Annotated in this window: 21 protein-coding genes; 10 read left to right on the top strand and 11 right to left on the bottom strand. The window is 71.3% G+C overall.

The genetic code is table 11. The features are described 5' to 3' along the window. Positions 1-93 precede the first annotated feature (93 nt). From CSIV_RS07720 to CSIV_RS07710, 3 genes are all read right to left on the bottom strand, one after another. A complete protein-coding gene (locus CSIV_RS07720) occupies positions 94-1,116 on the bottom strand; it encodes a pirin family protein (RefSeq protein WP_077050829.1) in 1,023 nt (340 codons plus the stop codon). After that, a complete protein-coding gene (locus CSIV_RS07715; protein ID WP_077050828.1) occupies positions 1,113-1,451 on the bottom strand; it encodes a GNAT family N-acetyltransferase in 339 nt (112 codons plus the stop codon). Before CSIV_RS07715 ends, CSIV_RS07720 begins: the two co-directional genes overlap by 4 nt. A gap of 122 nt (positions 1,452-1,573) precedes the next feature. After that, the gene (locus CSIV_RS07710) at positions 1,574-2,089 is read right to left on the bottom strand and encodes a CGNR zinc finger domain-containing protein (protein WP_077050827.1); all 516 of its coding nucleotides are present in this window, start codon (positions 2,087-2,089) and stop codon (positions 1,574-1,576) included. Between the two features lie 25 nt (positions 2,090-2,114). Here CSIV_RS07710 and CSIV_RS07705 point away from each other — a divergent pair, with 25 nt between their 5' ends. The 3 genes from CSIV_RS07705 to CSIV_RS07695 all read left to right on the top strand — a co-directional run bounded on the left by CSIV_RS07705 (position 2,115) and on the right by CSIV_RS07695 (position 6,686). Continuing rightward, positions 2,115-2,303 (top strand): hypothetical protein, encoded by a 189-nt coding sequence (locus CSIV_RS07705; RefSeq protein ID WP_077050826.1) that lies wholly within the window; start codon positions 2,115-2,117, stop codon positions 2,301-2,303. Positions 2,304-2,390: 87 nt separating this feature from the next. Beyond that, positions 2,391-4,430: a DNA helicase RecQ gene (gene recQ, locus CSIV_RS07700; protein ID WP_083735050.1), complete on the top strand. Its 2,040-nt coding sequence runs from the start codon at positions 2,391-2,393 to the stop codon at positions 4,428-4,430. Between the two features lie 153 nt (positions 4,431-4,583). Further along, positions 4,584-6,686, top strand: a complete 2,103-nt coding sequence (locus tag CSIV_RS07695; RefSeq protein ID WP_077050824.1) for an acyl-CoA dehydrogenase family protein — start codon at positions 4,584-4,586, stop codon at positions 6,684-6,686. Between the two features lie 49 nt (positions 6,687-6,735). Here CSIV_RS07695 and CSIV_RS07690 read toward each other — a convergent pair whose 3' ends face one another. After that, a complete protein-coding gene (locus tag CSIV_RS07690; protein ID WP_077050823.1) occupies positions 6,736-6,936 on the bottom strand; it encodes a hypothetical protein in 201 nt (66 codons plus the stop codon). Positions 6,937-7,018: 82 nt separating this feature from the next. Between CSIV_RS07690 and CSIV_RS07685 the strand changes: the two genes are divergently transcribed. The 3 genes from CSIV_RS07685 to CSIV_RS07675 all read left to right on the top strand — a co-directional run bounded on the left by CSIV_RS07685 (position 7,019) and on the right by CSIV_RS07675 (position 11,800). Further along, complete coding sequence (locus tag CSIV_RS07685) at positions 7,019-7,591, top strand: DNA-3-methyladenine glycosylase I (protein ID WP_077050822.1); 573 nt, start codon at positions 7,019-7,021, stop codon at positions 7,589-7,591. Positions 7,592-7,776: 185 nt separating this feature from the next. Continuing rightward, positions 7,777-9,318 (top strand): DEAD/DEAH box helicase, encoded by a 1,542-nt coding sequence (locus CSIV_RS07680; protein ID WP_077050821.1) that lies wholly within the window; start codon positions 7,777-7,779, stop codon positions 9,316-9,318. A gap of 136 nt (positions 9,319-9,454) precedes the next feature. After that, entirely contained in the window at positions 9,455-11,800 is a 2,346-nt protein-coding gene (locus tag CSIV_RS07675) for an ATP-binding cassette domain-containing protein (protein ID WP_077050820.1), read from the top strand. A 57-nt stretch (positions 11,801-11,857) separates the two neighbouring features. Here the strand turns inward: CSIV_RS07675 and CSIV_RS07670 are convergent, their stop codons facing one another. The 7 genes from CSIV_RS07670 to CSIV_RS07640 all read right to left on the bottom strand — a co-directional run bounded on the left by CSIV_RS07670 (position 11,858) and on the right by CSIV_RS07640 (position 19,103). Further along, on the bottom strand, positions 11,858-12,331 hold the full coding sequence (locus tag CSIV_RS07670; RefSeq protein ID WP_077051355.1) for a dehydrogenase: 474 nt from the start codon (positions 12,329-12,331) through the stop codon (positions 11,858-11,860). 89 nt (positions 12,332-12,420) lie between these two features. Beyond that, a complete protein-coding gene (locus CSIV_RS07665; protein ID WP_077050819.1) occupies positions 12,421-14,166 on the bottom strand; it encodes a cation:proton antiporter domain-containing protein in 1,746 nt (581 codons plus the stop codon). A 45-nt stretch (positions 14,167-14,211) separates the two neighbouring features. After that, positions 14,212-15,450 carry a kynureninase gene (locus CSIV_RS07660; RefSeq protein ID WP_077050818.1) on the bottom strand — a complete coding sequence of 413 codons (1,239 nt, stop codon included), beginning with the start codon at positions 15,448-15,450 and terminating at the stop codon, positions 14,212-14,214. Then, positions 15,440-16,342 (bottom strand): hypothetical protein, encoded by a 903-nt coding sequence (locus CSIV_RS07655; RefSeq protein ID WP_238592347.1) that lies wholly within the window; start codon positions 16,340-16,342, stop codon positions 15,440-15,442. Before CSIV_RS07655 ends, CSIV_RS07660 begins: the two co-directional genes overlap by 11 nt. 42 nt (positions 16,343-16,384) lie before the next feature. Further along, positions 16,385-16,639: a glutaredoxin family protein gene (locus CSIV_RS07650; protein WP_077050816.1), complete on the bottom strand. Its 255-nt coding sequence runs from the start codon at positions 16,637-16,639 to the stop codon at positions 16,385-16,387. 45 nt (positions 16,640-16,684) lie between these two features. Then, positions 16,685-17,809, bottom strand: coding sequence for a glycosyltransferase (locus CSIV_RS07645; RefSeq protein WP_077050815.1), 1,125 nt, complete (start codon positions 17,807-17,809; stop codon positions 16,685-16,687). A gap of 133 nt (positions 17,810-17,942) precedes the next feature. Beyond that, the gene (locus tag CSIV_RS07640) at positions 17,943-19,103 is read right to left on the bottom strand and encodes a polysaccharide deacetylase family protein (protein WP_077050814.1); all 1,161 of its coding nucleotides are present in this window, start codon (positions 19,101-19,103) and stop codon (positions 17,943-17,945) included. A gap of 112 nt (positions 19,104-19,215) precedes the next feature. Here CSIV_RS07640 and CSIV_RS07635 point away from each other — a divergent pair, with 112 nt between their 5' ends. The 4 genes from CSIV_RS07635 (at position 19,216) to CSIV_RS07620 (ending at position 24,499) form a co-directional block, all read left to right on the top strand. Next, the gene (locus tag CSIV_RS07635; protein ID WP_077050813.1) at positions 19,216-20,172 is read left to right on the top strand and encodes a Gfo/Idh/MocA family protein; all 957 of its coding nucleotides are present in this window, start codon (positions 19,216-19,218) and stop codon (positions 20,170-20,172) included. A gap of 43 nt (positions 20,173-20,215) precedes the next feature. Further along, positions 20,216-21,409: a chromate efflux transporter gene (gene chrA / locus CSIV_RS07630; protein WP_077050812.1), complete on the top strand. Its 1,194-nt coding sequence runs from the start codon at positions 20,216-20,218 to the stop codon at positions 21,407-21,409. Between the two features lie 34 nt (positions 21,410-21,443). After that, positions 21,444-22,814 carry an MDR family MFS transporter gene (locus tag CSIV_RS07625; RefSeq protein WP_077050811.1) on the top strand — a complete coding sequence of 457 codons (1,371 nt, stop codon included), beginning with the start codon at positions 21,444-21,446 and terminating at the stop codon, positions 22,812-22,814. A gap of 101 nt (positions 22,815-22,915) precedes the next feature. After that, positions 22,916-24,499: an AMP-binding protein gene (locus CSIV_RS07620; RefSeq protein WP_083735049.1), complete on the top strand. Its 1,584-nt coding sequence runs from the start codon at positions 22,916-22,918 to the stop codon at positions 24,497-24,499. The last annotated feature ends 8 nt before the right edge of the window (positions 24,500-24,507 follow it).

The raw sequence follows: 24,507 nt of genomic DNA, 5'->3' as shown, positions 1-24,507 counted from the left end.
TTCGCTCGGGCCCCAGGCTGAGTGTCCAAGACACGCGGACGCCGGGCCGGGCCGTCCGCGTGTCCTGGACAGTGAAGCCCCGCCCGACGCGCGCTACACCCGGCGGCGGCGCGGCGTGAGCCGCACCGCGGGGAGCGGCGGGGCGGGGATGCGCTCGGGACCGTGGTCGACGACGGTGCCGAAGCGCGGAGCACCGGCCTCCCAGGCCTCGCGGGCCGCGGCGATCTCGTCGTGCGAACGACCCACGAAGTTCCACCACATCACGATGTCCGCTTCGAACGGCTCACCGCCGAGCAGAAAGACGCGGGCGCCCTCGGCGCACACCAGTTCCACGTGGTCCCGGCCCGTGCCGAGGTAGAGCAGACGCGATCCGTCGACGGATGCCGTGGCCTCCGCTGTCGGGAGAGGAGTGGTGCGGCGTGCGGCGTCGGCGTCGACGGCATCCACCCCCGTCTGCACCTCGGCGGAACCGATCATGCCGTAGAGGGCATATTCCCATCGGGTGTCGAGGGGCACGCGGACCGGGATGCCGGCGGGCAGCCGGAGCTCCGCTCCCACGATGGCGGTGTGGACGGTGGCGGGGGACGAGACTCCCCCGAGCGAACCCATGACGACGATGGCGTCCGCGCCCTCGCCGAGATCCAGGACCGGGAGGTTCTCGTGCCGCTCGAACTCCGGTCCGCCGTGACGGCGGGACTCCGGCAGCGCCACCCAGAGCTGGAGTGCGTCGAGGGGGACGGGGTCGTCGCCGACCGAATATTCCGAGTGCGCGATGCCGTCGCCGCTGGTCATCAGGTTCAGAGCGCCGGGGCGGACGACGACGTCGCTGCCCACGGCATCCCGGTGGCGTACCTCGCCGACGATCGGCCAGGTCACGGTCTGCAGACCGATGTGGGGGTGCGGCTCGACCCGCATCAGGGTCTCCTGTGGTCCGAACCGGTCGAGGAAGCACCACGCCCCCACCATCGGCAGCGCACGATGCGGAAGGGTGCGGTGCACCTCCATGTTGCGGACGCCCCCGAGCGGGACCTCCCGGGCCTCGACCACGAGGGCGCGCGGTCCGTCGCACTCGACCGGGCCCTCGGATGCCGGTGGCGCGACGTCGAGTCGGGTCATGCCGGCTCGCCGGGATCCGCCGAGTCGGCCGCGTCTTCCTCGCGGGGCCACTCGATGACGAGGCCGGGGACGTCGTGCTCGCGAAGGTAGTGCGCGACGAACGGGCACGTGGGCACGATCGTGTCGCCGCGCCGGGCGAGATCGGCCAGCGCTTCGCTGGCGAGTGTCGAACCCAGGCCCTTGCCCTTGAACGAGGAGTCGATCTCGGTGTGGGGGAGGACCACGCGTCCCTCACCGGCCGGACGGAACTGCAGCACCCCGCCCAGTTCGCCGTCCACGTGCACTTCGTATCGGCGCGCCTCGTCGTTGCGGGTCACGGTCACTGCGTCGGTCATGTCGCCTCCGGTCGTCGGTACTGCCCTCAACGTTCGCAGGGCGAGCCCTGTTCCGCCATCCCCGGTGCCGCGCGGCACGCTGTGCCAGCGCCGGTGGGCGTTCGTGGTTCGGGGTTCGTGGTTCAGCCGCGCGCGCGGTGCCGGCGCACGGCGGCGCGGTTCGCGCAGCGCACCGAGCAGTAGCGCTGACGGCCGTTGCGGGTGACGTCGACGACGACGCGGTCGCAGGGGGCGGCGCCGCATCGGCCCAGGCGGTGGATGCCGCGGGTGACGAGGTGCAGCGCGGTGCCCACCGAGATCACCGCCGCCAGCACTCGGGGGAGCGAGTCGTCGGTGTCGCGGTAGTGGACATGCCAGCCCTCGCCGTCGTGGTCGGTGAGCCGCGGATACGCCGCCGCCCCGGCCATCTCAAGGTTCAGCAGCGCCGCGCGCGCCGCGGGGTCGGGCTCATCGACGACCCGCAGCCACCGGTCGATCACGTCGCGCGTGTGCGGGTGGTCGTCGGATGCCACCGGGAACGTCATCGTCATGCCGAGCTCGCGCGTGCGCTCCTCGATGCCCGCGCGGTCGGCGGGCCAGTCGTTCGCGAGCGACGCCGCTAGCAGCACGGCGTACTCCCCGTAAGGGTTGAGATGCATAACGGCATTACAGCACGCTGGCCTCATGACCGCCGCCTCGCCCGTCGCCTCGCCCGTCGCCCCCGTCCACGAACACGCGTGGATCACCGACTCGGTGCACGCGACGAGCGAAGGGCGGGTGCGGTACGTCCGCTGCGTCGGCTGCTCCGCGCGACGTGTCGAGCTCGAGGCATCCGACCTCCCGCCGACGCCGCTGACCCGCGCGTCGCATTGATCCTCCACACCCCCGATTCCTGACGATTCCTCCCCCGAACAGAGCGCTCGCCGGATGCGTGTCCGTGCCCGGGGCTACCGTGGTGGAGTGACTTTCCCCGGCGCCGCCCCCGAGCCGTACGCCGATGCGCCTCCCGAGGCGTTCGACGGATACGACGATCCGTACGCGGGGGCGGACTGGGATCCCGATCTGTTCGCCCCGCCCGACGACCCCGACGCTCCGCCCCCGCCGATGGATGCCACGACCTCCCCGTTCGCGCGCGCCGCGGTGGTGACCGGAACCGCTCGCGAACTGCCCGACGTGCGCGATTTCACCGGGCGCGATCCGCGCGAGGTGCTGCACGAGGTCTACGGCTACGACGCCTTCCGCGGCGACCAGGCCGAGATCGTGCAGCACGTGGTCGACGGTGGCGACGCCGTCGTGCTCATGCCCACCGGTGGTGGCAAGAGCGTCACCTACCAGGTCCCGGCGCTCGTGCGCCCGGGCACCGGTCTGGTGGTGAGCCCCCTCATCGCCCTCATGCACGATCAGGTCGACGCGCTCGTGGCCAATGGCGTGCGAGCGGCCTACCTCAACTCGACCCAGGCGCCCGCGGAACGCCAGGCCGTCGAGCAGGCGTACCTCGCCGGCGACCTCGACCTGCTGTACGTCGCTCCGGAGCGGCTCAACGGAGCGCAGACCCTGGCGCTCCTGTCGCGCGGACAGCTCAGCGTCATCGCGATCGACGAAGCCCACTGCGTGTCGCAGTGGGGCCACGACTTCCGGCCGGACTATCTCGCCCTGGGTGACCTCGCCGAGCGGTTCCCCGGTGTCCCGCGCATGGCTCTCACGGCGACCGCCACCCCCGAGACCGCCGGCGAGATCGTCGAGCGCCTGCGCCTCCGCGACGCCCGCACGTTCGTCGCGAGCTTCGACCGGCCCAACATCCAGTACCGCGTCGACGCGAAGGTCGACCCCCGCCGCCAGCTCGTGTCGTTCATCCGCTCCCAGCCCGAGGGGTCGGCGGGCATCGTGTATGCCCTGAGCCGCAAGAGCGTCGAGCAGACCGCGGCGTACCTCGCCGCGCAGGGCCTCGACGCCCTGCCGTACCACGCGGGCCTCGACACCTCGGTGCGCGCGGCGAACCAGTCCCGCTTCCTCCGCGACGACGGGGTGATCATGGTCGCCACGATCGCCTTCGGCATGGGCATCGACAAGCCGGACGTCCGCTTCGTCGCGCACATCGATCTGCCGAAGTCCGTCGAGGGCTACTACCAGGAGACGGGTCGCGCGGGCCGCGACGGCGATCCCTCGGTGGTGTGGATGGCGTACGGCCTCGGCGACGTCGTGCAGCAGCGCCGCATGATCGACCAGTCTCCCGGCGACCGTTCCTACAAGATGCGTCTCGGCCAGCACCTCGACGCCATGCTCGCCTTGTGCGAGACGGTCGGATGCCGCCGCCAGAACCTGCTGTCGTACTTCGGTGAACCGTCCGAGCCGTGCGGCAACTGCGACACGTGCCTGACGCCGCCCGACACGTGGGACGGCCTGGTGGCGGCGCAAAAGCTGCTGTCCACGATCGTCCGGTTGCAGCGCGAGCGCGGGCAGGCCTTCGGCGCCGGCCACCTGATCGACATCCTGCGCGGCGCCAAGACCGAGCGCATCGCTCAGCAGGGCCACGATCGACTCTCCACGTACGGGCTCGGCGCCGACCTGTCCGATCAGGACTGGCGCAGTGTCATCCGTCAGCTCCTCGCGCGCGGCATCATCGTCGCCCAGGGTGACTACGGCACCCTCGCGCTCAGCGAGGCCTCGGGTGGCGTGCTGCGCGGAGAGACGCCGGTACCTCTGCGCCGCGATGCCCTCGGTCGCTCCGGTGGGGGTGGCGGATCGCGCCCGCGCAAGTCCAGTGCCGACGACGTCGCTGCCGGCGACCGCGATCTGTTCGAGGCGCTGCGCGCGTGGCGCGCCGAGCAGGCGCGCGAGCAGGGCGTGCCGGCATACATCGTCTTCGGCGACGCCACTCTGCGCGCGATCGCCGCCGAGCGGCCCGGCTCGATGGGCGACCTCGATGGCATCACCGGCATCGGCGCCAAGAAGCGGGAGGCCTACGGCGATGGCATCCTCGCGGTCGTCGCCCAGCACTGACGCGCTCGGCACCCTCCCAGGGATGTTGACCCCCCACAACCAACCGACCCGGCGTCGCGCCAGAGCATTGTGGCCACCTCACACAATGTTTGATCCGCTGTTGTGGGACTCCTACCGTGGAGACATCCCTTTGCAACGTCGAAAGGTGCCGAAATGACCGACGCCGCCGTCCGTCCCACCACGCCCGCCACGAGCACGCGTACCCCCGTCGGGGGTGCGCCGACAGCCGCGCATTCCGCCGCCGAGGCCGCCGAGAACCGCATCGACATCGAGAAGGTCACCGACCTCCTGCTCGGAACGTGGGCGGACACGCGCCGGGAGGCGCGCGCGATGCTGAAGGATCCGATCTTCTGGCGCGACGACAGCCTCGCCATGGACGCGCACCGCGAGCGGACCCTCGGCCAGCTGCACGAGCTCGTCGCGCGCAAGGCCGTGCACCGCGCGTTCCCGAAGCGGTTCGGGGGCGAGGAGAACAACGGCGCGAACATCGCCGGATTCGAAGAGCTGGTGGCCGCCGACCCCAGCCTGCAGATCAAGTCGGGCGTGCAGTGGGGCCTGTTCGGCTCGGCCGTCCTGCAGCTCGGAACCGAGAAGCACCACGAGAAGTGGCTGCCCGGCATCATGAGCCTCGACATCCCCGGGGCCTTCGCGATGACCGAGACCGGCCACGGCTCCGACGTCGCCGCCATCGGCACGACGGCCACGTACGACGCCGACACCGAGGAGTTCGTCATCCACACGCCGTTCCGCGGCGCGTGGAAGGACTACCTCGGCAACGCCGCCTTGCACGGCAAGGCCGCGACCGTGTTCGCCCAGCTCATCACCAACGGCGTGAACCACGGCGTGCACTGCTTCTACGTTCCGCTCCGCGATGACGAGGGGGCCTTCCTCCCCGGCATCGGCGGCGAGGACGACGGCCTCAAGGGCGGCCTCAACGGCATCGACAACGGACGCCTCCACTTCGACCACGTGCGCGTCCCCCGTGAGAACCTGTTGAACCGCTACGGCGACGTCGCCGCCGACGGCACGTACTCGAGCGACATCGCCAGCCCCGGGCGTCGCTTCTTCACGATGCTCGGCACCCTCGTCCAGGGACGCGTCTCGCTCGACGGTGCGGCCGCGTGGGCGTCCGCGATCGGCCTCACGATCGCGATCACCTACGGCAACCAGCGTCGGCAGTTCGACTCGGGCAGCGGGACCCCCGAGGTCACCCTGCTCGACTACGGCAAGCACCAGCGCCGCCTCCTGCCGCGCCTGGCGACGACCTACGCGCAGATCTTCGCGCACGACGAGTTCCTTCAGAAGTTCGACGGCGTCTTCAGCGGACGCCTCGACACGGATGCCGATCGCGAAGACCTCGAGACGCTCGCCGCCGCGCTCAAGCCGCTGTCGACGTGGCACGCGCTGGACACGCTGCAGGAGTCGCGCGAAGCATGCGGCGGTCAGGGCTTCCTCTTCGAGAACCGTCTCGTGGGGCTCCGCGCCGACCTCGACATCTACGTCACCTTCGAGGGCGACAACAACGTCCTCCTGCAGCTCGTCGGCAAGCGCCTGCTCGCCGACTACGCCCGTCAGTTCAAGGGCAAGGATGCCAAGGCCCTCGCCGCGTTCGCGGTGGGACAGACTGCGGGCAAGCTCTTCCACGGCGCGGGTCTGCGTCAGCTGGGGCAGGCCGTGACCGACCGCGGCTCGACGGCCCGCTCGGTGGAGAAGGGACTTCGCGCTCAGCAGCAGCACGAGTTGCTGGCCGACCGCGTGCAGCAGATGGTTGCCGACGTCGCGGGGCGGCTGCGCCCGGCATCCAAGCTCTCCCGCGAGGAGGCGGCGGCACTCTTCAACGAGAACCAGGCCGAGCTGATCGAAGCTGCCCGGGCCCACGGTGAGCTCCTGCAGTGGGAGGCGTTCACCGACGCCGTCAACCGTCTCGGCGACGACGGCTCCCGCCAGGTGCTGACGTGGCTGCGCGACCTCTTCGGCCTGCAGCTCATCGAGAAGCACCTGGCCTGGTACCTGATCAACGGCCGCCTCTCGACGCAGCGCGCGGCGGCGGTGTCGAGCTACATCGACCGGCTCTGCGTCCGACTGCGTCCGCACGCGCAGGACCTCGTGGACGCGTTCGGTTACGGCCCCGAGCACATCCGCGCCTCGATCGCCACGGGCGTCGAGGACGAACGGCAGAACGAGGCGGCGTCGTACTACGCGGCCCTGCGGGCCTCGGGCAACGCCCCGGTGCCGGAGAAGAAGCCGGGCAAGTAGGCGCACGGACGGAGGGCGGTGGTCGCGAGGGTCGCCGCCCTCCGTCGTGTCAGCTGCGGCGCAGCAGCGCCAGACGCACGAGGGCGAGCGCGGCGATGAGCGCGCCCGCGACGAGCAGGACGATCGCGAACCAGAGCGGTCCGTTCACGCCGATGGTGACGATGCCGATCACGATCATGACGAGCGCGAGGACCAGGCCGAGGACGAGCGAAACGCGTGTCCGGCGGGGACCGAGGGGAACGGTGTGCATGCCCGGGAAGGTAGCGGTCGGCTGATCGCGGGGCCAGGGCTTGCGCCCGGCCCGTGTCCGACCCCCGGCCTACGCTGAGAGCATGAGCGACCTCATCATCGACGCCGACGGCGTCGCCCGGTGCGCGTGGGTCGGCGACGACACCGAGTACCGGCGCTACCACGACGAGGAGTGGGGCACCGAGTTGCGCGGCGACCGGCCGCTGTTCGAGAAGATGAGCCTCGAGGGCTTCCAGGCGGGTCTGTCGTGGATCACGATCCTGCGCAAACGCCCGCGGTTCCGCGAGGTGTTCCACGGGTTCGAACCGTCCACCGTCGCCGCGTTCGGGCCCGACGACGTCGATCGCCTGCTTCAGGATGCCGGGATCATCCGCCACCGCGGCAAGATCGAGGCCGTGATCGGCAACGCCGCCCTCGTCGCCGGCATGGACACGGGCGAGCTCGACGCCCTGCTGTGGTCGTTCGCTCCCGCCGCGCACACGCCTCCGTCATCGTTCGCCGAGGTTCCGGCCGTGACGCCCGAGTCCGAGGCGATGAGCAAAGAGCTGCGGCGCCGCGGGTTCCGCTTCGTCGGACCCACCACCATGTACGCGTTGATGCAGTCCTCGGGAATGGTCGACGATCATGTCGCGGGCTGCTGGCGAGCGGCGGCTTGACCGCACCCGCTAGACTGGATCCTGGAGCTCTCACTCCCAGCGTCGTCGAACGCACCGGCCCCCTTCCCGCGGGCCTTTGACCTTCACGGCGAACGGATGCGCCACCCGGCGCCTTCGCCCATTGCAGCCGCAGCATCGCGGCATCCCGAACCGCCGTGCGTGCGTGCGCGCCGGCAGGAGACTTCATGACGTCCCAGAACTTCACCGACCTCGGCGTGCCCGCGCCGCTGATCGCCGTGCTCGCCGAGCAGGGCAAGAACGAGCCGTTCCCGATCCAGGCCGACACCCTGCCCGACACCCTCGCCGGCCGCGACGTGCTCGGCCGCGGCAAGACCGGCTCCGGCAAGACCCTCGCCTTCTCGCTGCCCCTCGTGGCGCGTCTGGCCGCGAAGAGCGACCGCCGACGCGGACGCAAGCCCCGCGCGCTCGTGCTCGCCCCCACCCGTGAGCTCGCCAACCAGATCGACGAGGTCATCAAGCCCCTCGCCGCGGCGTACGACCTCACGACCACGACCGTCTACGGCGGCGTGAACCAGAAGCGTCAGGTCGACGCTCTGAACGCCGGCGTCGACATCCTCGTCGCCTGCCCCGGCCGTCTCGAAGACCTCATCGGTCAGGGCTTCGCGAGCCTCGACGCGGTCGAGATCACCGTCCTCGACGAGGCCGACCACATGGCCGACCTCGGCTTCCTCCCCGGCGTCACTCGTCTGCTGGCGCGCACGCCCGCCGACGGACAGCGCCTCCTCTTCTCGGCCACGCTCGACAACGGCGTGGACAAGCTCGTGAAGCGCTTCCTCCGCAACGAGGTCCTCCACTCCGTCGACGAGGCCCACTCGCACGTCGCCGCGATGACGCACCACGTGTTCGTCCCGGCGGACGCGGATGCCAAGAAGAAGCTCGTCGAGACCCTCGCGTCCGGCACGGCTCGCCGCATCCTCTTCATGCGCACCAAGCACCAGGCCAAGAAGCTCGCGAAGGCGCTCACGGCCGCAGGCATCCCGTCGGTCGACCTGCACGGCAACCTGTCGCAGCCGGCCCGTGACCGCAACCTCGCGGCGTTCGGCGACGGCCGGGCGAAGGTCCTCGTCGCCACCGACGTCGCCGCCCGCGGTGTGCACGTCGACGGCGTCGAGCTCGTCGTCCACGTCGACCCTCCCGTGGAGCACAAGGCGTACCTGCACCGCTCCGGTCGTACGGCGCGCGCGGGTTCGGCCGGCGACGTCGTGACGATCATGCTGCCCGAGCAGCGTCGCGACACCCTCGACATCCTGCGCAAGGCCAAGATCGACGTCACCCCGCAGCCGGTCACCTCGGCCTCGCCCGAGGTCGTCGCGCTCGTCGGCGAGGTCGCGCCGTACGTCAAGCCCGAGCCGGTCGTCGCGCAGCCCCAGGGCGGCGGACGCTCGCAGGGCGCCAACGCCCAGCGCAAGCGCGCGGCCCGCGGTCAGGGGTCCTCGGACGCCGCTCCCCGCGTGTCCGCTCCCGGTGAGGGTCGTCGTCGCCGCGGTCGCGGTGCCGGTCAGGCCGCTTCCACGGGAGACGCCGCGCAGCCCGCTCGTCAGGGCCAGCGTTCGGGTGCCGGTCGCGGCCAGGGTGCCGGCGGCAACGCCCGCACGGGTGGCAACGCCGGTCGTACGCAGAGCGCCGGGCGGTCGGCATCCGGTGCCCCCACGACGGGCATGGTCGTCGGGCGCAGCGCCCGCACCAACCGTCGCGCCCAGGGCTGACCCGCTCTTCTCGTCGCCCCCGCGGATCCGTCCGCGGGGGCGACGTCGTTCCTGCGGGCACGCGGGCGCCGTCGCACGGTCGCGCATGTCGGAGGCCTCGGGCACACTGAGGGGCGACCCATCCGAGGAGGCCGCCATGCCCGATGCCCCCGCCGACGCCCACGGCGTCATCCGCGTGCGCGGTGCACGCGAGAACAACCTCAAGAACATCGACGTCGACGTGCCGAAGCGGCGCCTGACGGTGTTCACGGGCGTGAGCGGTTCGGGCAAGTCGTCGCTGGTGTTCGGCACGATCGCCGCCGAGTCGCAGCGGTTGATCAACGACACCTACCCGACGTTCGTCCAGCAGTTCATGGGGCAGCCCGCGCGGCCCGAGGTCGATGCGCTTGAGAACCTCAGCGCGACGATCCGCGTCGACCAGGAGCGCATGGCTCCCAACTCCCGCTCGACCGTCGGCACCGCGACCGACGTGCACGCGATGCTGCGCGTGCTCTTCAGCCGGCTCGGGCAGCCCCACGTCGGGTCGTCGCAGGCGTTCTCCTTCAACGTCCCGTCCCTCTCCGGCGCGGGAGCCGTGACGATCGCGACCGGAGCCCGAAAGGGGCAGAGGGAGCGGCGGTCGTTCGAGATCACCGGCGGCATGTGTCCGGACTGCGAGGGGCTCGGACAGGTGAGCGACATCGACGTCTCCCAGCTCGTCGACGAGTCGCTCTCGCTCAACGACGGCGCGATCCTCGTGCCCGGCTACACCGCCGACGGCTGGATGGTGCGGATCTTCGCGGAGGCGGGCTTCTTCGACGGTGACACCCCCGTGCGCGACTTCACCCCGGAGCAGCGGCAGACCTTCCTCTACGGCGAGCAGCGGAAGGTGCGGATCGCCAGCTCGAACATGACCTACGAGGGTCTCGTCCCGAAGATCACGAAGAGCATGCTGCAGAAGGACCGCGACGGGCTGCAGCCGCACATCCGCGCCTTCGTCGACCGCGCCGTCACGTTCGTGCCGTGCCCCGCGTGCGGCGGTACGCGGCTCAACGAGGGGGCTCGCTCGTCGCGCATCGACGGGATCAACATCGCGGATGCCGCGGCGATGCAGATCACCGACCTCGCCGCCTGGGTGCGCACCATCGATGACCCGTCCGTCGCCCCCATCGTCGACGGTCTCCGCGACACGCTCGATGCCTTCGTCCACATCGGGCTCGGATACCTCTCCCTCGACCGCGCGAGCGGCACCCTCTCGGGGGGCGAGGCGCAGCGCACGAAGATGATCCGTCACCTCGGCTCGAGCCTGACCGACATCACGTACGTCTTCGACGAGCCGACGGCGGGGCTGCACCCCCACGACATCCAGCGGATGAACGACACCCTGCGCCAGCTGCGCGACAAGGGCAACACCGTGCTCGTCGTCGAGCACAAGCCCGAGGTCATCGAGATCGCCGACCACGTCGTCGACCTCGGTCCCCGCGCCGGTCGCGACGGCGGGGCGATCCAGTACGAGGGCGATGTCGCCGGACTCCGCGGTTCCGACACGCTGACCGGCCGCTTCCTCGATCACCGCGCGCGACTGAAGCCTTCGGTCCGGGAGCGCACCGGCGCGCTGCCGATCCGCGGGGCAACCCAGCACAACCTCAAGAACGTCGACGTCGACGTCCCCCTCGGCATCCTGACCGTCGTGACCGGGGTGGCCGGGTCGGGCAAGTCCTCTCTCATCCACGGCAATCTTCCGGCGTTCGACGACGTCGTCGTCGTCGACCAGTCGCCCATCAAGGGCTCCCGGCGAAGCAGCCCCGCGACCTACACCGGCATCCTCGACGCCGTGCGCGCGGCCTTCGCGAAGGCGAACGGCGTCAAGCCGGCGCTGTTCAGCGCGAACTCCGAGGGCGCGTGTCCCGCGTGCAACGGGCTGGGCGTGATCGTCACCCAGCTCGGCTTCCAGTCCACGGTCGAGACGGCCTGCGAACTCTGCGGCGGCACGGGCTTCGCGGACGAGGTTCTCGAGTACACCCTCGACGGCAGGAACATCGCGGAGGTGCTGCAGATGTCGATCGCCGAGGCATCCGCATTCCTCACCACCGGGCCGGCGGTCGCGGTGCTGGGCCGGCTGGTCGATGTGGGGCTCGGGTACATCACGCTCGGGCAGTCGCTCAACACCCTGTCCGGCGGTGAGCGCCAGCGCCTGAAGCTGGCGATCTCGATGGCCAAGAAGGGGGCCGTGTACGTGCTCGACGAACCGACGACGGGCCTGCACCTCGCCGACGTCGACACCCTGCTGGCCCTCCTGGATTCCCTCGTGGATGCCGGCAACACCGTCGTCGTGATCGAGCATCACCAGGCGGTCATGGCGCATGCCGACTGGATCATCGACATCGGCCCGGGGGCCGGACGTGATGGCGGATCGATCGTGTTCGAGGGGGTTCCCGCCGACCTCGTGGACGGTCGGTCCACCCTCACGGGCGAGCACCTCGCGCGCTACGTCGGATCCTGACCGACGCCGTCGAACGCCGGCGGGACGGCCCGCGGGCGGGCGCCGCGGCGGCGACGCTCAGGCCGGGGGAGTCACCGTGGCGGTGTGCAGGTGGCGGTCACCGTGGGCGAGCACCTTCACGATGACCCCGCGCTGACGCAGCTCCGCCACGGCGCGCGAGGCGTCGGCGCGCGACACCCCGAGCGCCTCGAGGGTCGTGACGACCAGGACGTCGCCGCGGGTCAGCGTGCCGAAGAAGCGATCGAGGCGGGCCGCCCAGTCCTCGAGGGTCTCGGGCGCCGGGTGGCGGAACCCCTCGATGGGCACGCCGAATCGGGTCAGATCGTCGCGCTGCTGCACGACGGAGGGAAGGCCGTCGCGCGAGACGACGAGTCCGACCAGGCGCGACCCGGCGGGACGAGCCCGCCACCACGCGCCGTCGCCCTGCATCTCGGTGAAGCACTGCGGGCAGTCGGCTGCGGTGTGCGCGACGGGGACAGCGGCGCTCGTGGCGTCCGCCGGTGACGTCGGCGTCGGGATCGGATCGCTCATGGGCACCTCCACGTCCATTGTGCCGCACACCGCGGCTCGCAACCGTCTCGTCGCGCGCCCGTCCTGGCGGGACGGCGGGGGCGGGACGCCTAGTCGTCGCCGTCGATGCGCAGCTCGAGGCTCAACTGGTCGGCGTCGAGTTCGGCCAGCGCGTGACGGAGCGCCGCGGTGCTGTACCGCCCGTCGTGGCTGATGCGGTTGAGTTCCTGGCGCATCGCGTCGATCGAGGCGAGCCGCAGCTCCAGCAGGTCGCGCGCCCGCGTGGTGACGTCGTCGTCCGGCGGGCGGGTCAGCCGCGCTCCGGCCTGCTCGATGAGATCCGCGGGGAACGCCTCGCCGTTGCGGCGGGCGAGGGTGCCCGACGTGACCGCGGCCACCGCGGCCTGTCGCAGCTCGGCATCCAGGGCGTGCTGTTCTTCGCGCGTGGGTCCTTCTCCGCCGCCCTCCGACAGTCCGACCGCGCGGACGACGGCCGTCAGCGTCAGTCCCTGCAGCAGCAGGCTGAACAGGGCCACGAGGAAGGCGACGAAGATGAGCAGCGGGCGGTCCGACACGCCCTCGCTGGGCAGGGTCTGCGCGGCGGCGAGGGTGACGACGCCGCGCATCCCCGCCCATACGACGATGACGCCGTGGCGCCAACCGAGGGGGCTGTCGCGGTAGTAGTCGAGGTCGGCCGTGGTGCGGGCGAGCCGTCGGCGCATCCACGAGAATCGGCGTTCTGCGCGCTCGGGATCCGTTCCGCGGCGGCCGAACGTCTCGGGGTCGGAGCGATAGGCCTCGTGCAGCTGGTCGACCCGTTCCCCGATGCGTTCAGCGCGCTCGCGGTACCGGGAGTGCCCGCGGCTGCGTCGACCCTGCAGCCAGATCAGACCGGCGACGTACAGCGCTCGCACGCCGAGGGCGATGCCGAGCGCCGAGAGCGCGAGCCACGTGCCGTACCAGAGCCCCTCGTGCTCCCGGAGGTTCGCGCCGACGATGTCCTTCAGCTCCAGGCCGAAGACGAGGAAGACGCCGCCCTCGAGGATGAGCTCGATGGTGCGCCAGTTGACGCGGTCGCTGACACGCTGCTCCGGGGTGAAGCGCCGGGCGGCGCCCTGACCCGTGACGATGCCCGCGACCACGGCGGCGACGAGTCCCGAGCCGCCGAGGTGTTCGGTCGGCAGGTAGGCGATGAACGGAACGGTGAAGCTCAGCGCCGTGTTGGCCGCCGGATTGGTCACCCGCTCGCGGATCCGCAGATTGCCCCACCCGACGAGCGCCCCCAGCGCGAGCGCCAGCAGCACGCCCCAGGCGAAGTTCGCGACGGCGTCGGCGAACGCGAATCCGGATGCCACGGCCGCCACCGCCGTGCGCAGGAGAACGAGCGCGGTCGCGTCGTTCAGCAGGCTCTCGCCCTCGAGCAGCGTGACCACGCGCGGAGCGATGCCCAGGCGCTTGGCGATGGAGGTGGCCACGGCATCCGTCGGGCTCAGGATCGCGCCCAGCGCCACGCCGAGCGCGAGCCCCATGCCGGGGATGACCGCTGAGAAGAACAGGCCGAGTCCGAGCGCGCTCAGCACGACCAGCAGCACCGACAGTCCGGCGATGGGTGCGAAATCGCGGCGGAACTCGATCGCCGGAAGCTGCACGGCCGCGGAATAGAGCAGCGGGGGGAGCACGCCGATGAGGATCACCTCGGGCGGGACGGCGAACGCCGGCACGAACGGCAGCAGGCTCACCCCGAGCCCGATGGCCATGAGGACCAGGGGACCGGCGACGTTGAATCGCGGCGCGATCACGGTGACGAGGGAGATCACCACGATCCCGCCGACGATGATGAGGAGGGGGTCGACCACGCTCCGAGGCTAGCGCCGCCACCTTGTCGATGACGACGTCGCGCCTCAGCTCTCGGTGCGGACCGCCTCGGCGACGGCCATGAGTCCCGTGAGGGTTTCGGTGAAGCTCGTCGAGAGCGGGGCCAGTCCGATCCGCAGGCCGTGCGGGTCGCGGTAGTCGGGGATGACGTCCTGCTGCCACAGTCGTGCCGTGACCGCTCGCATCGCCGGGTGCGACAGCGTCAGATGCCCGCCGCGCTCCGAGGGGTCGCGCGGCGAGGCCAGGGTCACTCCGAGCGGGCTCAGGATGCCATCGCCCACCCGCAGCGCGAACTCGGTCAGGGCCACGGATTTCGCGCGGATCGCCGCGATGCCGGCGTCGTCGATGAGATCCAGGGTGTCCTGCATCGCCAGCATCGCGAGGACCGGCGGGGTGCCTGACAGGAACCGCCGCATTCCGTCGGCCGGGCGGTATTCCGGTCCCATCGCGAAGACGTCGGCCGCGCCCATCCAGCCCTGGATCGGCTGGGTGAGCGTCCCCTGATGCCGAGCCGCGACGTAGGCGAAGGCGGGTGCTCCGGGGCCGCCGTTCAGGTACTTGTAGGTGCAGCCGACCGCGAGGTCGACGCCCCACGCGTCGAGCGCGACCGGGACGGAACCCGCGGAATGGCAGAGGTCCCACAGCACGAGCGCGCCGGCGTCGTGGGCGATGCGGGTGAGTTCCTCGGCATCCGCGAGATACCCGGAGCGGTAGGAGACGTGGCTGAGCAGGACGACGGCGGTCCGCGGGCCCACCGCGGCGCGGAGCAGGTCGGCATCCACCCCGCGGGCGGTGTCGACCTCGATCCACACGACCCGCGCGCCGCGCTCGGCGGCGATGCCCTCGACGAGATACCGGTCGGTGGGGAAGTCGTCCCGCCCGACGACGATCTCGACGCGTCCCGGGTCGGTCGCCGAACGCTCGGAGAGCGCGGCCCGCAGCAGCTTGTAGAGCAGGACCGTCGTGGAGTCGCCGATGATCGTCTGCCCCGTCGCCGCGCCGAGGGTCAGGCGCCCGAGCCTGTCGCCGATCCGGAACGGCAGGTCCATCCACGATTCGTCCCATCCGCGGATGAGGCGACCGCCCCACTCGGCCGTCACGAATTCGGCGAGCCGACTCGCGGTGGCGCGCGGCGGCCTCCCGAGGGAGTTGCCGTCGAAGTAGACCAGGGACGTCTCGGATCCGACGAAGGCATCGCGGTGCGCCGCCAGCGGATCGGCCGCGTCCAGGGCCTCGGCCTCGGCGGCGAACGGTTCAGTCGACACGGCTGAGCTCCTCGGTCGGGACGACGATCGCGTGCGACAACCACGTCGCGATGTCGTCGGGGTCGGCGGGGGCGGGTCCGGCGACGAACGTGCGGACGCCGTCGGGACCGGAGCGGGCGGGCCAGGGATCGCTGAGGGATGCCACGAGGGCGTCACCGCGCACGCCCGCGTCCTGCAGCGCGAGGAGCTCGCGGCGGTTGACGCCGAGAGGGAGCGGGCCGTTGCCGAGGTCGGTGCCGTAGAGGACGCGGCCGCCGCGCGCGGCGAACGCGCGCAGGTGGTGCACCGCTCGGGTGCGTGCGTCGCCGCGGTGGATGTCGAGGGTCGAGATCCACACCTGGCCGCTGTCCGCGGCGCGCGCGAGCATCCGCCGGGACGGCGCGCCGTCGAAGGGTGCGTGGGCGAGGGCCTCGACGCCGACGTCGATCGCCCGCTCGACCTGGCCGGCGCCCTGCGCGTGCGCGACGACCGGCAGGCCGCGTTCCCGCGCGGCGACGAGGATCGCGGTGAGGACCTCGTCCGACGGCACGGGGCCCGCGTCGGCGTTCAGGGCGACTTTGATGACCGAGGCGCCGGCGTCGGCCTGCGCGTCCACGGCGGTGCGGGCACCGCCGGGTTCTCCGGGATGGGGCGAGCCGTTCGAGACCGTGTGCACGATGGCATCCGGCGCCCAGGACCGTCCGCCGGGGTATCCGCCCGGGACGGTGAGGAAGGCGCCCGCGAAGGCGACGTGCGGAAGACCCCGCGCGATCCGCGCGAGGGCGACCGGGTCGCCACCGAGGTCGAGGACTCCGGCGATACCGCGCGCTGGCAACGCGTGCAGATCGACCAGGTGCGCGTGCACGTGGTGGTCGACGAACGCGGGAAGGGCCGTTCCGGTCTCACCGGTCACGTGTCGGCGAACCGGCCACGCGGCGGTGAGCATCGGGCGGGGTCAGATCAGCGACAGCTCGCGGAGCTTGGCCTCGACGTCGGCGTTGGAGGGCTCGACGTGGTGCGAGGCGTCGGGGTAGACCACGACGGGGATGTTCGTGCGGCCCGAGATCTCCTTGGCCACGTCGGCCGCCGAGGGGTCGGCCACGAGGTCGACGTACTCGTAGGCGACACCGAGGTCGTCGAGCTGCTTCTTCGTGCGGATGCAGTCACGGCACCAGTCGGCGCCGAACATGCGGATGGATGCGTCGGACATGCTTCCAGCGTACGCCGACCGGGGGTTGCCTGGTCGCGGGTGGGGTCAGGCGGCGAGTTCGTCTTCGAGGGTCTCGGGGAGGGGCATCTGCGCGAGGCGGCTGCGCTTGGGGGCGTAGACGACCAGCGCGTGGTACACGAACCGGACCACGAACGCCGCGATCAGCGTGAGGGCGGTGGCGATGACGACGTGCAGGTGCGCGGCGCTGACCAGCAGCCACAGCAGCGGGATGCGCACGAGCGCTTCGATGCCGTTGAAGGTGAACGACTTCAGGAACCGGTGGCGCATCAGCCCGGACTCGGCGCGCATGTCGGCGAACACGAGGTATTCCAGGGCGAGGAAGTTGCCGACGATGGTGAGCACGCTCGCGATGACCGACGCGATCAGGTACTGCACCCCCAGTCCCGTCAGCGCCCACGTGATGAGGAGGTTCGCGACCGCACCGATCCCGCCCACGACCGCGAACGCGGACATCCGCCCGAATCGCAGCATCGTGAGCTGGGTCAGGAACCGCAGGCCCTGACTGAACGACGCCTTCGACTCCCCCGCGAAGCGCGCAGCGAACGAGAACGGCACCTCGGCCACCCGCATCTGCTTACGGGCGAGGATCTCCAGAAGGATCTTGAACCCGCGCGGGCGCAGCCCCTCGACATCCAACGCGCGACGATCCACGAGGAAGAACCCCGTCATCGGGTCGGAGCAGTTGTGCAGCTTCCGGGGGAACATCGCCTTGGTCAGCATCGTCGATCCCCGCGAGACCAGCGTGCGCACCGCGTTGGCCAGCCCCTCGGACGTCCCACCCGCGATGTACCGGGACGCCACGACGACATCGGCGTCGCCGACCTCGGCGCGGGCGAGGAGTTCGGCGATGACCTCCGGCGGGTGCTGCAGGTCACCGTCCATCACGACACAGAAATCGGACTGCGCGGCCCGGATGCCATCGACCACCGCACCCCCGAGACCCCCCACGGGCTCGTCGCGGTGCAGCAACCGCACCGGAACCGCAGCCTCGGCGGCGACGGCACGGATCACGTCCGGGGTGTCATCGGTCGAGTCATCCACGAAGATGATCTCGACCGAACGACCCGGAACCGCAGCCGTCGTTCGACGGACGAGTTCGGCGACGTTCGGACCCTCATTGAAGGTCGGAACGATGACGGAAAGGTCCATGGATACTCGCGTTTCGGTGAAGCCGGAAGTACACAGCGTAGAACGGCCGACGCGTGCCCAAATGAGCATTGTGGATCATTTAGCTGGGAGCTAGCGGGGCGTGCATCCCCGGGAGCGGTGCCACGGCGCGCCGTCAGCCGATGGCATCCCTCAGATCGTCCACCGTCATGCCGTAGTTCATCCGGATGACGGGGAGCGCGAGCTTGTCCGTCCCGACGTGCACGTACCCGTGCTCGATGGTGCGGCCGAGCTCGAATCCGGCACGGCGGACGCCTTCCTTGGTCGTCTCGTCGTAGTGCCCGAAGGGGTAGGCCACCACCTCCTTCGCGCCGAGGATCGCTGCGGACTGCTCCAGATCGGCGGCGATGGTGTCGGCGTCGTCGTTCACCATGCGACCCTTGCCGTTCGCGCCGGCGCGGTGCATGTCGTGCGTGTGCGAGCGCTGCAGGACGAAGCGGTTGGGCGTCCCCTCGGTGCGGGCCGAGGTGATGACGAACGACGTGGTGAGCAGGTTGCGCCCGTCGACGACCGGGGCCGCCTGTTCGAGCCACGTGCTGTCGGCGTCGTCGTCGGTGATGATGACCGAGTGCTTCGGCAGGAACAGGGCCCCGTCGATGAAGGCGCTCAGCTCGTCCCACGTCGGCAGGTAGAAACCGGACTGCTGGATGTAGGCCATCTGCGCATCGAAGTCGCCGATGTAGATGTAGTTCGCGCGCAGCCAGTTGTCCTCGCCCTCGGGATTCCGCGTGAACTGGTGGTACATCAGGATCGGGATGCCGGCGTCCTCCGCCGTATTCGCCTCGGGTGTCGTCCACGCGGCGTACAACGTCTTCTCGCGGCCGGTGCACGCGACGAGGTCGGCCCCGTTCACCCGCGCCGGGAGCGTCAGGGCGGCCGCGTCGGCGGCGCTGGCGTACCAGCCGGCGAAGACGCGACCCTCGGCCCGGGGGATCGGGAGCTTGTCGAAGCGCAGGTCCTGCGTCTGCAGTTGCGGGTCGAGAGCGATGCCCTCGCCCGCGAACGACACCGCGCACGCACGCGGGTCGGTCGTCGAGGACAGGAGCTGCTGCGCGGCCGTGAGCGGCGTCGGGGTGGGGGTGGGGGTGGGTGTGGGAGTGGACGTCGGGCTCGGCGGCGGCGCGGTCTCCGCCACGGGCAGGCCGGTCGACCCGCGCAGCACCGCGAACAGGGACACGCCGCCCGCGATGAGGGCGACGGCCACGACCGCGACGATCGTGCGGCGCAGGCGGACCCGCCGCGAAGTGAGGCGGCGTCGTTGCGCGCGCGTGACCATCGAATCTTCCCCCGGGTTGCGACGATCGTCCCCACGATCAGGGCGATCCTAGCGGGACGGATCGCGCGATCCCCGGATGCTCGCGCGGGTGAGGACACGGGATGATGAGGGGATGATCCGCATCGGCATCGTCGGCACGAGTTCCATCTCCGAGCAGCTGGCGCGGGCCGTGCACGCCGTCGACGGCGTCGAGCTCGGGCGGGTGGCCTCCCGTGACCTCGCCCGGGGGCGGGATTTCGCCGAACGCGTCCGGGCGCCGGGCGTCGCCGACGGCCTCGCGGGGCTGCTCGACGCCGGTGACTGCGACGCCGTGTACATCGCGAGCCCCAACTCCGTGCACGCCGAGCAGGTGCGGGCGGCGGTGGATGCCGGCATCCCGGTGCTCGTCGAGAAGCCTGCGGCCCTCACGGCGGAGGAGTGGGAGGAGCTCGTCGAGCTCGCCCGCGAACGGGAGGTCGTGCTGCTCGAGGCGATGCGCACGGCCTACGACCCCGGCATCCGGACGATCCAGGAGCTCCTGCCGCGGCTCGGCCGGATCCGCCGGGTCTCGTTCCGGTACGAGAAGCGCTCCGCGCGGTACGACCACGTGCTGGCCGGCGAGCCGACGAACATCTTCGACCCTGCGCTCGGGGGCAGCGCCCTGCGCGATCTGGGCGTCTACCCCCTGCACGCGCTCGTCCTCCTCTTCGGCGATCCCCGCGACATCGTGGGAGCGCGCGTGGGGATCGCCTCGGGCACGGACGGGCTCGGCAGCGCGATCGCCGAGTACGACGGCTTCCTCGCCGATGTGGCCTGGTCGAAGATCACCGACACGTCGCTGCCGAGCGAGATCCAGGGCGAGGAGGCCTCCCTCTCCATCGACGCCATCGATGCGCCGCGACGGCTGGTCCTCACGCCGCGCGGAGGAGAGCCCGAGACCCGCGACGTCGCCGCCCCCGGGAACCCGATGATCGGCGAGGTCGAGCGCCTCCGTGACGCCGTGCGCGGGGCCGACGTCTCCATCGACCAGGACCGCACCACCCGCACGCTGCGCCTGGTCGACGCGCTCCTGCGCCGGCCGCTCCGCTGAGCGGATTCACCCGCCGTTTGCCCGGGGGCGTTAGGAACGACGGATGACACGAGCCGGAACAGTTCCCGAGGTCTTCCTCGCGTTCCTGCGACTGGGAGTGACGTCCTTCGGCGGACCGATCGCGCACCTCGGGTACTTCCGCGACGATCTCGTCACCCGGCGGCGGTGGATGGACGACCGTGCGTACGCCGACCTCGTCGCGCTGTGCCAGTTCCTGCCGGGCCCCGCGTCCAGCCAGGTCGGCTTCGCGATGGGCCTGCAGCGCGCCGGGTTCTGGGGTGCGATCGTGGCGTTCCTGGGCTTCACCCTGCCGTCCGCCGTGCTGCTCGTCGCGTTCGCCGCGGGCGCCTCGCTCTTCGGCGGCCCGGTGGGCGGCGGCATCCTCGACGGCTTGAAGATCGTCGCGGTCGCGATCGTCGCCCAGGCCGTGTGGGGGATGGCCCGCTCTCTCACGCCCGACGCTCCCCGCGCCGGGATCGCGGTCGTCGCCGCGGCGCTCGCTCTGTTCGCCCCGGGCGCGGTCGGACAGCTGGGGGCGCTGGCGATCGGCGTCGTGGCGGGTCTCGTGCTGCTGCGTGAGGCTGCGGAGCAGCCGGGGGAGACCCTGCCCTCGTTCGGTGTGCCCCGTGCCGTCGCGATCGGAAGCCTCGTGGTCGCCGCCGCCGCCCTCATCGGACTCCCGCTCCTCGCGGCGACCACGGGATCGGGGCTCGTCGCGCTCGCCGACGCCTTCTTCCGGTCGGGTGCGCTCGTGTTCGGCGGAGGCCACGTGGTCCTCCCGCTGCTGCAGGCCGAGGTCGTGCAGACCGGGTGGGTGTCGCCCGACGTGTTCCTGGCGGGCTACGGCGCCGCCCAGGCCGTTCCGGGGCCGCTGTTCACGTTCGCCGCCTACCTCGGGGCCGACTCCGCGGTCGGGCCCGGGGGCGTCGCGGGGGCGGCGGTCGCTCTCGTGGCGATCTTCCTTCCCGGCTTCCTCGTGCTCGTCGGGGTTCTGCCGTTCTGGGACGCGTTGCGCGGTCGCCCCCGCGTCCGCGCGGCGATGCGGGGGGCGAACGCGGCCGTCGTCGGCATCCTCGGGGCGGCGCTGTACACCCCCGTGTTCACCACGGCGGTCACCGGCCCCGGGCCGTTCGTGCTCGCGCTCATCGGCTTCGTGCTGCTGACGGCGTTCCGCGCGCCGGCGTGGGTCGTCGTGATCGTCGGGGCGATCGGCGGGGTGATCGCCGCTCTCCTCTGACGCAGCGGCCCGTTCCCGAGACGAGGATGGTCGGGTGACGGAGGAACGTGCGACCCGGCTGCTGGTCATCGCACTCATCGTCGGCGGGATCATGCCCGTCGTGGACACCACGATCGTCGCGATCGGACTGCACCGCATCGGCGAAGACCTCGGCGCCGATGTCGCGACGCTGCAGTGGGTGTCGACGGTCTATCTGCTGGCACTGGCCGTGGTCATCCCCGTCGCCGGATGGGTGCAGGCCCGCCTCGGGGACCGGAACGCCTGGATCCTGGCATCCGGGATCTTCCTCGCGGCATCCGTCCTGTGCGCGATGGCGAGCGGCATCGGCGAGCTCATCGCGTTCCGGGCGCTCCAGGGCGCGGGCGCGGGGCTCCTGCTCCCGCTCATGCAGACGCTGCCCATGCAGCGCACGCCGCGCGAGGCCATGGCGCGCACCATGGCGGTGATGAGCGTGCCGATCTCGCTCGGCCCCGTGATCGGCCCGGTGCTCGGCGGGCTCGTGCTCAGCGCCCTGGACTGGCGGTGGCTTTTCCTCATCAACCTGCCGCTGGGGGCGGTCGGCCTCGTCCTCGCCGTCCTGTGGCTGCCGGGCGGGCGGTCGGGTGCCCGGACGACTCTGGATGCCATCGGCCTCCTGCTCCTGGCCCCCGGCCTCGTCGGCGTGCTGCTGGCGCTGTCGAACCTCGCCGGCGGCACCGGTGCGGGCGAGGTGGCCGTCTGGGTGCCGGCGGTGGTCGGGCTGGTGCTGCTGGTGGCGTTCGTGCCGTGGACCGTCGGTCGGCGCGATCCGCTGGTCGACCTCCGTCTCCTCGGCGTCCGGACTCTGCGCGCTTCGACCGTCGCGATGGCGTTCTTGGGCGCGAACCTCTACGCGGCGACCTTCCTGCTTCCGCTCGCGCTCCAGGCCGATCGCGGGGTGTCGGTGCTGGACGCGGCTCTCCTGCTGATCCCGCAGGGCGTCGGCTCGCTGCTCGCCCGTGCCGGTGCCGGACGCCTGGTCGCGCGCTGGGGTCCGCGTGCCGTCGCGATCTCGGGTTTCGCCCTGGTCGCGGTGATGACGGTGCCGTTCGCCCTCGACGACGGCACGCTCGCGCTCGCGGTGTGGGCCGGGGTGCTGTTCGTCCGAGGCCTGGGGCTGGGAGTCGTGCTGGTCCCCATCATGGCGTCGGGGTACCTCGACGTCGCCCCCGACCGGATGCCGCACGCCTCCGCCTTCTCCCGCATGGCGCAGCAGCTCGGCGGCGCCTTCGGCACGGCCACGGCGGCTCTCGTGCTCGCCGCGGTGACGACGGCATCCGGGACCCGTGCCGGATTCGACGCGGCGTTCGTCGTGGTGATCGGGATCTGCGCAGCCGCGATGGCCGCTTCCCTGGCGCTCCCGGGGCGCCGGGGCGCCGCGCGCTGAGAGTCGGCTGAGCCTGCGTATCAAGGCGCGTGACACCGGGTTCCGCCTTTGGCAGGATGAGCGCACGGCGGCGTCGCCGCGTCGGTATCGAAGGAGATCCCGTGTTCCAGAGCCCCTACCCGCGCATCGACGTTCCGTCGCACAGCGTCTACGACCACCTCTTCGGCTCGCTCGACGAGGACGACCTCGACCGCGTCGCGCTGATCGACCCCGCCTCGGGCGACGAGACGACCTACGGCCGCCTGCGGGCCCAGGTCGACGCGTTCGCCGGCGCGCTGGCCCACCGGGGTGTCGGCACCGACACGGTGGTCGCGCTGCTGTGCCCCAACATCCCCGCGTTCGCGACGGTCTTCCACGGCATCCTCCGTCTGGGCGCCGCCGTAACGACGGTCAACTCCCTCTACACCGCGCACGAGATCGAGACGCAGCTGACGGATGCCGGGGCCACCTGGCTCGTCACCGTCTCGCCGCTGCTCGGACCCGCTGCGGAAGCGGCCGCCGCGGCCGGTATCCCCGACGACCGCGTGATCGTGCTGGACGGCGCTCCGGAGCACCTCGATCTGCGGTCACTGCTCGCGGAGCAGCGCACCCCGCCCGCCGTCGACTTCGATCCCGAGACGCACGTGGCCGTGCTGCCGTACTCGTCGGGGACGACGGGGGTGCCGAAGGGGGTGATGCTTTCGCACCGCAACCTCGTGGCGAACGTGGATCAGTGCCGCGTGAGCATCCGGCTCGGAAGCGATGACCGCGTCCTCGCGGTGCTGCCGTTCTTCCACATCTACGGGATGACGGTGCTGCTGAATCTGGCGCTCCGGCAGCGCGCGACGCTCGTCACGATGCCGAAGTTCGACCTGCTGGCCTTCCTCCGGTGCATCCAGGCGCACCGCTGCACGTTCCTCTTCATCGCGCCGCCGATCGCGGTGGCCCTCGCGAAGCATCCCGTCGTCGACGACTTCGACATCTCCAGCGTCCACACCGTGTTCTCGGGCGCGGCGCCCCTGGACGGCGAGACGGCCGAGACGGCCGGTCGTCGCATCCACGCGCGGTTCTTCCAGGGTTACGGGATGAGTGAGCTCAGCCCGGTGTCGCACGCGATCCCGCCGGAGCGCGACGACATGCCCGTGAGCTCGGTGGGCGTGCTCATCCCCAACGTCGAGGCGAAGCTCGTCGACACCGAGACCGGCGTCGAGATCGAGGAGCACGGCGCTGACGGACTGACCGCTCCCGGCGAGCTGTGGGTGCGCGGGCCGAACGTGATGCTCGGCTACCTCAATCGTCCGGATGCCACCGCCGACACGATCGACGCCGACGGCTTCCTCCACACCGGTGACATCGCCACGCACCACGTCGACGGGTACTTCACGATCGTGGACCGACTGAAGGAGCTCATCAAGTACAAGGGCTATCAGATCGCCCCCGCTGAGCTCGAGGCGCTGCTGCTGTCGCATCCGAGAATCCAGGATGCCGCTGTCATCGGCGTCCTCGACGAGGACAAGCAGGAGATCCCGAAGGCGTTCGTGGTCGTCGCGCCGGGCGCGGAGCTGACAGCGGAGGACGTCATGGAGTTCGTCGCCGCGGAGGTCGCGCCCCACAAGAAGGTGCGGCGGGTGGAGTTCATCGACGCCATCCCCAAGTCCGCGTCGGGGAAGATCCTCCGGAAGGACCTGCGCGCCCGGGAGGGATGACGCAGGCC

The sequence above is a fragment of the Microbacterium sp. CSI-V genome, assembly GCF_001984105.1.
In the GTDB taxonomy this organism is placed as follows: Bacteria; Actinomycetota; Actinomycetes; order Actinomycetales; family Microbacteriaceae; genus Microbacterium.
This window is presented reverse-complemented; position numbering and strand designations above follow the sequence as displayed.